Here is a 3351-nt window from a genome sequence, read left to right as displayed (position 1 = left end):
GCGGTGTCGTCACCTTGGCGACCACCGTGATGGTGATTCAGGGCCATCTCCATTGGCGCGGCCGTGATCCCTGGGGGGAGGGCTAAGCCATGGTGTTCAGCCCCACGCTTGCTGTTCAACCCTTCTTGGCCCCCGGGATCGCCTGGGCCCTGGTGGTGATTTTTTCGGTCCTTTGGATCGCCCTTGGGGTCTCCTGGGGACGCCGGGGTTCTGGCGATGCCGATGACTACATGCTGGCCGGCCGCAACATCGGTTTGGCCCTGAGCACAGCCACCTTGATGGCGTCCTGGGTGACCGGAAACACCACCTTGCTGGCGCCTGAGTTCGGCTATCGCAACGGTCTCTGGGGGATGTTCAGCTATGCCCTGGCCGGCCTGGGCCTGGTCCTGTTTGCACCCTTGGCTCTGCGGATCAAAACGCTGATGCCCAAGGGGCGCACCAGCGGCGACTTCATCCGCCTGCGCTATGGCCGAGCCGCCTGGTGGGTCTTCATGGTGATCACGGCGATCTACACCCTGGGCTTCCTGGTGACCCAGGCGATGGGGGCCGGGATCCTGCTGGAGGCCCTCTCCGGCTTCGACTATCGGCTCGGGATGGTTGTCGTCATCGGTGTCTCCACGATCTACACCCTCTATGGCGGCATGCGCGCCGTGGTGGGAACGGACTTCATTCAGTCCCTGCTGATCATGGGCTTGCTGGTGTTGGTCGCTGTTCTTGCCCTGCAGCAGTTCCCGGTGCAGGAGCTCCACCGGGAACTGGCGGCGCAGCATCCAGAGCGCCTGAATTTGCTGTTGCCCGCTGGCTTGTTGATTGCTTGGAACTCCGCCCTCTTCTCCATGGGAGAGGTGTTTCACAACAACATCTGGTGGTCACGGGTCTTCTCCAGCCGCGCCTCCGTGGTGTTTGCCTCGTTTGTGCTGGGCGGTTTGGCCTGGATGACGGTGCCGCTGGTGACCGGTTCGATCGGCCTGGTGGCGCTCGCGCAGGCGGTGGATCTGCCCCAGGTGAACATGCTCTTCCCGGTGGTGGCCTCCCAGCTCTTGGGCGCCGGTGGTGCAGCGCTGGTGTTTGTGGTGGTCTTTGCCTCCTTGACCTCCACCCTGGATTCCCTCTTGGCGTCGACGGCGGATTTGGTGGCGGAGGACGTGGTCTTCAAGTTGCTGAACCCCAACTTGAGTGATGCCCAGTTGCGGCAGGCCACCCGCTTGGTGGTGCTGGGTTTGGGGCTGTTGACCCTGCTGCTCTCCTGGCCGCGGCTCGACTCTCTGGCCTCTGTGCTGTTCTTCACCGGTGCCCTGGTGGCGTCCACGATTTGGCCGGTGGCCTACGGGCTCTACTGGCCTAGCGCCAACCGCTGGGCGGCGATTGCGGCGATGGTCTCAGGCAGCGCCGTGGGCTTAGGCGCCTATTTCCTGATCGCTCCCTACTGCGCAGCTCTGCTGTCTGCGGCGGTGTCCGCAGTGGTCATGGCCGTCGGTACCCAGCTCCAGCCGGAGCGTTTCAACTGGTTGACCCTGAAGGAGGGATAGGGATGAAACGTTGGTCGCTCAAAACCCGTGTTGCCCTTGCTGCGGCAGCCCTGGCTCTCGCCTTGCCCGCCGCCCGAGCGGCGCAGTCGACGGAATCCCCGCGCTGGCTGGTGGATCTACCGCTGTTGCGCCTGGTGATTTATGGAAGTGTGGCGGGGTTGGCGCTTTCTGTGCTGGTTCTTCTGCTGATTTGGTGGAACGAATGGAGGCGCGGCGATGTCTGGTAACGCCTTTGTTTGCATGCCCCATGGCAAGAAGAGTGGCGTTTGTGTAGCCGTTGCTACGCAAATCTGCCCCGTTTTAAGCAACTTGAACTTGGAGAAAGTGATGTGGCAGGGTGGATTTTGGTTTGAGACTCAGTGCGACCAATTCCGCCGCAGCGTTCTGCAGCAGTGGGCCTGGGTCCCCTAATCGCTATGACTGCACTCCACTCCGTCACGACGAGTACCGGCGCTGACGCACCCGTGCGTTTTGATCCACTGGGGCCGGATGTCTTTGGCGCAGCCTCTCCCCAGGCCCTGTTGGGGGCGATTCAAGAGGACGGCGAGGCGCTCCAGGATCTGGTGGGGCAGCACGTGATCTCGATTCAGCCCTTCCGGCCCGAGACCCTGCTGCAGTTGTTTCGTCTGGCGGCCAAGTTTGAGAGCAATCCCGATCGCTATACGGCCCACAACACGCCGTTGAAGGGAAAGATTTTGATCAACGCCTTCTACGAACCCAGCACCCGCACGCGGCTGTCCTTTGACAGCGCCTGGCACCGTCTGGGCGGCGATTCGATCAACATCACCGACCGCGCCACGACGGGCCTGGCGAAGGGGGAGTCGCTGGAAGACGTCGCCCACATGTTCAACAACTACGGCGACTGCATCGTTCTGCGCGATACCGACTCCCAGGCCATCTATGCGATGACCGACACCCTGCGGATTCCGATCATCAATGCCGGCAATGGCATTGATGAACACCCCACCCAGGCAATGGCCGACCTCTACACGATGCTCAAGTGGCGCCCCGCCTTGGCGTCCCCTGAGGTCCCCGAGGATCAGCGGGCGCGCATCGGCATCGTTGGCATCCCCAGCCGCATGCGCACGGTTCGCTCACTGCTGCGGATCCTGGCGAAATTCCCGCAGATGGTGGAGGAGTTGGTCCTCATCCATGACCCGGCCAACGACGCCAGAGAGGACCTCTTTGATCGCGGCCAGCTGGAGGAGTTGCAGCAGGCGGGTCTGAAGGTGCGCTGCACCGGAGACCTGCAGGGCGAGATCCCCGGTCTGGATGTCATCTACATCAACGCCATTGCTTGGGTGGGCGATAGCTATGAGGTCCACGGCAACAGCTTTCGGCTGACGCGGGATCTGCCCTACAAGCCGGACGCCATCGTGTTGCATCCCCTGGCCCGTGGGCCGGAACTGAGCACTTGCCTCGATGACACCCCCCACAACTGGTACTTCAGTCAGGCCCGGGGGGCGGTCTTCCTGCGCATGGCTCTGTTGACCTGCATGGTGGACCGCACCAACCGGGTCATGGATGTGATCTGAGGAGGACGAAGGGATGTGTGGAATTGGTGGGGTCTTCAGCACCAGGGCGGATCAGCCCGTTGACCCGCAGCTGTTGGTCAACATGGCTGCGATCCAGGAGCATCGCGGTCCCGATGGTTTTGGCTACCGCACGCTGGATGAAGCCGGCGTGGGCTTCTGTCATGCCCGCCTCTCGATCATTGATCTGAATGAGACCCGGGCCCGTCAACCCTTCCTGAGCGCAGAGGCGGGGGCCGGCGCCCGGGTCCTGATGGCCCATAACGGCGAGTTCTATGACTTTCAGCGGA

At 62.6% G+C, this 3351-nt stretch carries 3 protein-coding genes and 1 pseudogene; all 4 read left to right on the top strand.

Annotated elements, in window-relative coordinates:
- Positions 1 to 89 precede the first annotated feature (89 nt).
- Positions 90 to 1529: an urea transporter gene (locus QZ184_RS10875; protein ID WP_010316019.1), complete on the top strand. Its 1440-nt coding sequence runs from the start codon at positions 90 to 92 to the stop codon at positions 1527 to 1529.
- Between the two features lie 2 nt (positions 1530 to 1531).
- The gene (locus QZ184_RS10870; protein WP_296419612.1) at positions 1532 to 1756 is read left to right on the top strand and encodes a hypothetical protein; all 225 of its coding nucleotides are present in this window, start codon (positions 1532 to 1534) and stop codon (positions 1754 to 1756) included.
- A gap of 189 nt (positions 1757 to 1945) precedes the next feature.
- Positions 1946 to 3064 (top strand): aspartate carbamoyltransferase, encoded by a 1119-nt coding sequence (locus tag QZ184_RS10865; protein ID WP_296419611.1) that lies wholly within the window; start codon positions 1946 to 1948, stop codon positions 3062 to 3064.
- Positions 3065 to 3077: 13 nt separating this feature from the next.
- A pseudogene (locus tag QZ184_RS10860) lies at positions 3078 to 3351 on the top strand (asparagine synthetase B); the annotation flags it as partial.

The organism is Vulcanococcus sp. DEBay_Sum22DG08_74 (genome assembly GCF_017852955.1).
Taxonomy (GTDB): domain Bacteria; phylum Cyanobacteriota; class Cyanobacteriia; order PCC-6307; family Cyanobiaceae; genus Vulcanococcus.
Note: the sequence above shows the minus strand (reverse complement) of the source record. Positions and strands in the feature narration are given on the sequence as shown.

What these genes read in the sequence shown, in the direction of transcription:
- QZ184_RS10865 (WP_296419611.1), top strand. Translation starts at nt 1,946, where the DNA reads ATGACTGCACTCCACTCCGTCACGACGAGTACCGGCGCTGACGCACCC.
- QZ184_RS10870 (WP_296419612.1), top strand. Translation starts at nt 1,532, where the DNA reads ATGAAACGTTGGTCGCTCAAAACCCGTGTTGCCCTTGCTGCGGCAGCC.
- QZ184_RS10875 (WP_010316019.1), top strand. Translation starts at nt 90, where the DNA reads ATGGTGTTCAGCCCCACGCTTGCTGTTCAACCCTTCTTGGCCCCCGGG.